Below are 7115 nucleotides of genomic sequence, written 5' to 3' on the forward strand. Positions count from 1 at the left end.
ATTTTTTTAAAAGTTCTATACTATCCAAAGGAATTTTTAATAAAAAAAACGCGGCTAATATGCCGCGTAGTATAGATATCAAAAAATAAATAGCATTTAAAGAATGCTGTTTACTTTTTTGTAACGAATTTTTTTAATACGTTTCAATTTGGAATAACTACGAATTTTTGTTGTTATTTTCCAAATATTGGAAAGTAATAACGTATAAATAACAAACGTTAAAATAAATCCATAGAACATTATCGGTGCAGCTACATTAGCTAACTCACCATAAATACCAATAACAGCAAACAAGCTAGCCATAAAACAAATAGCCAATAAAGTTTGTGTTGGATTTAATCCCAAGCGCTGACAGATATGATGTAAATGTTCTCTATCCGGTTTAAATGGGCTATCACCACGGCGTATCCGTCTAATCATAATAGCGGCCATATCATTTAAAGGTAAACCAATGATCCATAACGCAGTTACTGCGCGCATTGCCGTTTGCTCTGAAGCATCACCAGTAGCCGACTGCGAGGCTAATAATAATAACCAAATAACAGTAAACCCAATTAACATACTGCCTGCATCGCCCATAAACACTTTGCGAGTACGGCCAAATGCACCAAGGTTAAACAATATATATGGCAACATCGCTACAATAAATACTGCACATAAATAAGCTAAATTAGCTTCTCCATGTAAATAGAAAATAACACCCAACGCAGCAAAGGTTACCGATGCAAGTCCACCTAATAAACCATCAATTCCATCAACCATATTAAATGCATTAATAGCACCAATCACAGCGAATATAGTAATTATCTGCGCTATTGCACTTGGCAACAAGACCTCACCAAAACCAAACATATTACCAAGGTTTGTAAGTAAAGCCCCAGCAAAGTGGATCATCAATAAGGCTAAACCAGCTTGAACTAATAAACGTAATCTAAAACTAATATCCCAGCGGTCATCTGCTACACCAACAGCAACTAAAATAGCCATACAAAGTGCATATATATGGGAATAAGGAAGCATTTCTGGGTTGTTGTATAAAAAGTATAATATAGAGAGGCAAATAGATAAGCCTCCAACTAGAGGGATAGTACCTTTATGAAATTTACGCTCATTCGGCTTATCAACTAAACCGATATACCTAGCAAACTTTCGCAAAGCAAATAGCGTTGTCATTGAAAAAACAAATATAAATGCTAAATCAATTAAGATATTTATCATAAAAACCAACTTTAAAAAAGAAAAATAACGTGAGCATGATACCGACTTAATCAAAAATTACCATAAAAAAGTCATTTTAAGCTAAAACAAAAAGGCCATTATTTGCATAAATAATGGCCTCAAATTGACGGTTTTTAACTTAAAAAGTTCACTCTAAACAATTAACTAATTGAAAATATAATGATTTAAAAAATTAATTTTCATTCTGTAAAATGAAATTAGTTAAAAAAGTAAGGCTTTTTATACCGCTTTAACGGCATCTGCAATATGGTTAGCCCATGTTTCAGCCAAGGTTTGCGACTCAGCTTCAACCATCACTCGAATTAAGGGTTCAGTACCAGATTTACGCAGTAAAATACGTCCTTTAGGTGTATCACTGCCTACTAATAAAGCTTTTTCAGCTTCAATAACCGCTGTTTTCACTAATTCGCTTTCTAATGGTTGATTATCACCCGCAAAACGTACGTTAATTAATATTTGCGGCATCATCGGCATATCATCAAGTAATTGCTCAAGTGTTTTTTCACTTTGCTTAATCACGGCTAATACTTGTAATGCCGCAACAATAGCATCACCAGTGGTGACCAAATGTCGGCAAATAACATGACCAGAGTTTTCACCACCTAACCACCACTCACGTTGCAGCAACTGTTCCATCACGTAACGGTCACCAACACCAGCGCGTACAAACGGAATACCTAATTTACCAAGGGCTACTTCAAGCCCCATATTTGACATCAAGGTGCCTACTACGCCACCTTTAAGTTGCCCATTAATAAGTGCCTGTTTTGCTAAGATATAAAGCAACTGGTCACCATCTGCAATATTACCTTGGCTATCAACCATCATGATTCGGTCACTATCACCATCAAGTGCAATCCCTAAATCAGCCTTGTTTTCAAGTACCGTTTTTTGCAATAACCCAAGTGATGTTGCACCACACTTATCATTGATATTAAAACCATCAGGTTTGTTGCCAATAGCAATGACTTCTGCACCGAGTTCATCAAAAACAGAAGGAGCAATGTGGTATGCAGCTCCATTCGCGCAATCAACAACTAACTTAAGGCCAGATAATGATAATGCAGAAGGGAATGTGCCCTTGCAAAACTCAATATAACGATCCGCTGCACCTTGCATTCTCGATGCTTTTCCTAGCAATTCAGAACTGACACAGCCCATTGGTTTATCTAGTTCGGCTTCAATCGCTAATTCAATCTCATCCGATAATTTTTCACCAGACGCTGAAAAGAATTTGATCCCATTATCGTAATAGGGATTATGAGAAGCACTGATCACTACACCAGCTTCAGCACGGAAAGTTTTCGTTAAGTAAGCTACAGCAGGAGTTGGCAACGGCCCAGTTAATACAGCGCTAATACCAGCAGCCGACAAGCCAGCTTCTAAAGCAGACTCAAGCATATAGCCAGAAATACGTGTATCTTTACCAATAATGACTTTTTTTGTGCCAAGGCGAGATAATACTCTTCCCGCAGCCCAGCCAAGTTTTAATGCAAAATCAGGAGTAATTGGATACTCCCCTACCTTGCCACGGACACCATCAGTGCCAAAATATTTTCTAGTCATTGTTATAATCCATTATTCGGTTTATTAATAAATTGGTTTAAATAAGTTAGGTTCAAATAAATTAGATATAAAAGTCAGCAGCCTTTAATCAGCCCCGAATAAATCTCGCGTATAAACTTTGTCAGCGACATCATCTAACTCATCACTCATGCGATTAGAGACAATCACATCGGCAATATTTTTAAATTCAGCTAAATCTTTATAAACAGTAGAATTGAAAAAGGCATCTCCCTCAAAAACAGGTTCATAAATGACCACCTCAATGCCTTTCGCTTTAATGCGTTTCATGATCCCTTGAATTGAAGATGCGCGGAAATTATCAGACCCAGATTTCATTATCAGTCTGTAAATTCCCACTATTTTAGGTTTTTTAGCGATAATTGAATCCGCAACAAAATCTTTACGAGTGGTATTGGCATCAACGATTGCGCCGATCAAATTATTGGGTACGTCTGCAAAGTTAGCTCGTAGTTGTTTGGTATCTTTTGGTAAACAGTATCCACCATAACCAAAAGAAGGGTTATTATAGTGATTGCCAATACGCGGATCTAAACTTACCCCTTCGATAATTTGACGAGAGTTTAATCCATGCGATTCAGCATAAGTATCCAATTCATTAAAGTAAGCAACACGTAGAGCAAGGTAGGTATTAGAAAATAGCTTTACAGCTTCCGCTTCGGTTGAGTCAGTAAATAACACATCGATATTTTCTTTTATCGCGCCTTGTACTAGTAAGTTTGCAAATACCTTTGCACGTTCACTTTGCTCACCAACTATAATACGAGAAGGATGTAAATTATCATATAAAGCGCGACCTTCCCGTAAAAACTCAGGAGAGAATATAATATTATCACACTCCATTGTTTGCTTAATACCCTGCGTGTAACCAACAGGAACCGTCGACTTAATAATCATGATCGCGTCAGGATTAATGCTCATTACATCTTTAATCACAGCTTCTACAGAAGAAGTATTAAAATAGTTAGTTGCAACATCGTAATCGGTTGGCGTAGCAATGATAACAAATTCAGCATTTTCATAAGCGGCTTGCTTATCAAGTGTCGCAGTAAAGTTAAGTGCTTTATTTTGTAAAAAATCTTCTATTTCAAGATCAGCAATAGGTGACTGCTTATTGTTTAACAGGGAGATTTTTTCTGCAACAATATCAACTGCAATCACTTCGTTGTGTTGTGCTAAAAGCATTGCATTGGAAAGACCTACATAACCGGTACCCGCGATGGCAATTTTCATATTTTAATAATTCCTACAAAAAAGACATTCATAAAAATGAATGTCTTAAAACAGATATAAATGCCTATTTAGGCATAAACTAGCTCGCCTATAAATATTAGCGATGAATGAGAGTGAAATTGCTAAATAGCATAAGGCAATAAAAACATTGCGTTGATTATCTCTACAAAAATGTCAATTTAAGATTTATTGTAAAATTTTTTATAGCAAAATACTAATTTATTGACTATAAACGCAAAAAATAATAAGACCAATCATCAAAAGGATAATCCTAAACCATGGAAGACAGAAACCAAACTATCAGGTGAAGGTGATCACATTCATTTAATGGTATCAGTCCACCCAAAGGTTGCAGTATCTAACTTAGTAGGAAAACTTAAAGTGAAGTCTTGATACATGATAAGGCGTAATCACAGGCAGCAAGTAAAAAGTAAATTATGGGGCAATCATTTTGGGAGTCCATCTTACTGCGTTGTTTCTTGTGGAGCTGCTAATTTAGATGTTATTAAAAAGTATATCGAAAACCAACAAGAGCCGCCAACTGAAAAAGTAATTAAGACATCTAAATAATTAAAGAGAATTTAGTTTAATCGCTAACTCGCCCGTGAACGAACGAGATTGGGCTCACGGGCTGTTTAAATAGAAAATAGATAGTGCCAGGGATGTAAAGATTGGTACAAAAATCAATACAACTGAAATCCAGTCCAACACAAAATCTGCCACAAAAACCACTACCATTAATAGAAAGATTAAACCATAAATGCTCATATTTAATTCATAAACCATTCTCTAATCATTCACCAGATACTGCAAAAATACTTGTAAACATAGTTCCCCATAACAATTAGCATTATCATGGCAGTGATTTTAATCTACTAATTTTCAAGTAATTTCAAAAGATCATCATGTAGATCTTTAGGAATTGACACGGTGTTGTTTTTAATATTGCGTTCCCTTGCTGCATAGCGTCTTTGTGAAGGTAGACGTGCCCCCTGAGCTACAATATCAGCAAATAGACGTTCAGCTCTTTCATCATTTACAATTACATTTCCTCCACTCAATAAGTTAGGGTCTAAAGCAATTAAGATCTCTCCATGAAAAGGAGCCTCTGGTATGCCCTCGGCAAAAGCCATGCTTTCTTTACTAGTAAGATCGTCTATTAAAGGACCTGCTAATAACTCAATCATGATAGATAATGCGGAACCTTTATATCCACCAAATGTCAACATAGCACCATCAATCGCCTCTTCAGCATCAATCGTTGGGTTTCCATTTTTGTCTATTGCGACACCATCTGGTAATGATCTTCCAGCTCGTCGATATAACTCGATCTCACCTCTAGAAAACTGGCTAGTTGCAAAATCAAAGGTAAATGGATGCTTGCCATTACGAGGCCAACTAAATGCCAATGGGTTAGTTCCTAATAATCCCTTAGTACCTCCAGCTGGAGCCACCCAGGCATGACTAGGCACCATAGCAATAGCAACCAATCCAGCTTCAGACAATTTTTCCACCTCGGGCCATAATGCTGAAAAATGATAGCAACGATTAATTGCTAATGCAGCGATACCATTTTTTTTTGTTTTGTCTATCAGTAAAGGAAGAGCGGCATGCAAGGCGAGTAGCGAAATACCGTGGTTTGCATTCACCTTTACAATAGAAGAGCTGACATCGCTGATGGTTGGTATCGCGTCACCTTTCACACGCCCTGATTTAATACTTTCCACACACATAAGTAGTCGATAAAGGCCATGTGAGTGGCAATCGTCTCGTTGACATGTATAGATAATATCCGCAATAGCTCTGGCGTGATCTTGATTAAAACCATTGTGTCTTAATATCTGTTCACTGAGTTGGCGAATATCAGTCAAGCTTAAACTAACATTATCACTCATATATCCTCCAATTTTATAGGGGTCACTTTAAGTCATAGAACTTAGTATGTAGAGTTGGTTTAAGGCTTAAGTATTAGGGTCTCAAGCCATACTCCAAAAAGTTAATATTTTAGATTAGCTTTTTAACGACATTCAGCAATAACTCCACCTTGTTTGACCCATTGAGCAAACCATTGTTTAAATAACTTATACTGTTTTTCACAATATCCGCGCTGCTCAGCATTTAGTTTATCTGATTCATTAAAATGGAGGTCATATTCTTTTTCACCATTCAATACTAAGAGGTATTTAAAAAATAGAACAAGTTCAGGACCTTCATCAAAACTCGCTAAGACTGCAATCGCCTCTTCAAGTTCTTGTGCTCGAATACGAGCTTCTGTATGCCCTTCAGCTGCCAACATAGACAACCGAGTAAGTAAAAGAACCTCTTTTGGAAGCGCGGTTCCTATTCCAGTGATTGAACCTGTAGCACCACAATTTACGAAACCATGAAAAACCCTTGTGTCGACACCCACCATCAATAAAACTTCTTCATCTTTAGAAGTAATATTTTCAGCAGCATAGCGCATAGCTTCTTTAGTACCAAACTCTTTAAAACCGATCAGATTTTTGTGCTCTTCTCGAAGAGAGAAAAATAAATCAGCTTTAGTTTCATAGCCATATACAGGACTATTATAAATGATAGCTGGTATTGATGGAGCCGCAGATAAAATCGCTTTAAAGTGATTTTTTTGTGCTGTGATCACTGAACCTCGGGATAGCACACGAGGGATCACCATTAGCCCTGCAGCTCCGACTTTCTCAGCATGAGCAGCATGGGCTACAGCTGATTTGGTATTAATAGCTCCAGTTCCCACCATAACTGGTACACCAGCATCAACAAGACGCTCAACACCTTCCATACGCTCAGCGTCAGTCAATAAAGGCCAATCCCCCATAGAACCACAATAAACAACAGCAGACATTCCAGCCGATATCATTTCCAAGCCTTTTTTTACCAGAGCATCAAAATCAGGTGTGCGATCGTCTTTACAAGGGGTCATAAGAGCAGGTATTACGCCATAAAAAATATCTTTATTCATTTTTTAATCCTTTGTTAATGAGTTTATTATTAAAATTTTTAAAATAATTTAAGTTTCAGCAAAGCTCAAAATAGTCTCAATC

The 7115-nt window shown here is 37.0% G+C and carries 5 protein-coding genes and 1 pseudogene; 1 reads left to right on the forward strand and 5 read right to left on the reverse strand.

From position 1 onward, the window contains the following. Positions 1-96 precede the first annotated feature (96 nt). From wecA to MT391_RS18500, 3 genes are all read right to left on the reverse strand, one after another. On the reverse strand, positions 97-1218 hold the full coding sequence (gene wecA, locus MT391_RS18490) for a UDP-N-acetylglucosamine--undecaprenyl-phosphate N-acetylglucosaminephosphotransferase (RefSeq protein WP_028868327.1): 1122 nt from the start codon (positions 1216-1218) through the stop codon (positions 97-99). A 240-nt stretch (positions 1219-1458) separates the two neighbouring features. Continuing rightward, on the reverse strand, positions 1459-2805 hold the full coding sequence (gene glmM, locus MT391_RS18495) for a phosphoglucosamine mutase (RefSeq protein ID WP_037071295.1): 1347 nt from the start codon (positions 2803-2805) through the stop codon (positions 1459-1461). Between the two features lie 84 nt (positions 2806-2889). Then, positions 2890-4056, reverse strand: coding sequence for a nucleotide sugar dehydrogenase (locus MT391_RS18500; RefSeq protein WP_028868325.1), 1167 nt, complete (start codon positions 4054-4056; stop codon positions 2890-2892). 222 nt (positions 4057-4278) lie between these two features. Here MT391_RS18500 and tnpA point away from each other — a divergent pair. Next, positions 4279-4626, forward strand: a pseudogene (gene tnpA / locus MT391_RS18505) (IS200/IS605 family transposase). Positions 4627-4931: 305 nt separating this feature from the next. Here tnpA and MT391_RS18510 read toward each other — a convergent pair. Both MT391_RS18510 and MT391_RS18515 read right to left on the reverse strand, forming a co-directional pair. After that, the gene (locus MT391_RS18510) at positions 4932-5951 is read right to left on the reverse strand and encodes an Ldh family oxidoreductase (protein WP_028868324.1); all 1020 of its coding nucleotides are present in this window, start codon (positions 5949-5951) and stop codon (positions 4932-4934) included. 122 nt (positions 5952-6073) lie between these two features. After that, positions 6074-7033 (reverse strand): dihydrodipicolinate synthase family protein, encoded by a 960-nt coding sequence (locus MT391_RS18515; protein WP_028868323.1) that lies wholly within the window; start codon positions 7031-7033, stop codon positions 6074-6076. Positions 7034-7115 lie beyond the last annotated feature (82 nt).

The sequence above is a fragment of the Vibrio sp. 1-Bac 57 genome (assembly GCF_037546855.1).
In the GTDB taxonomy this organism is placed as follows: Bacteria; Pseudomonadota; Gammaproteobacteria; order Enterobacterales; family Psychromonadaceae; genus Psychromonas.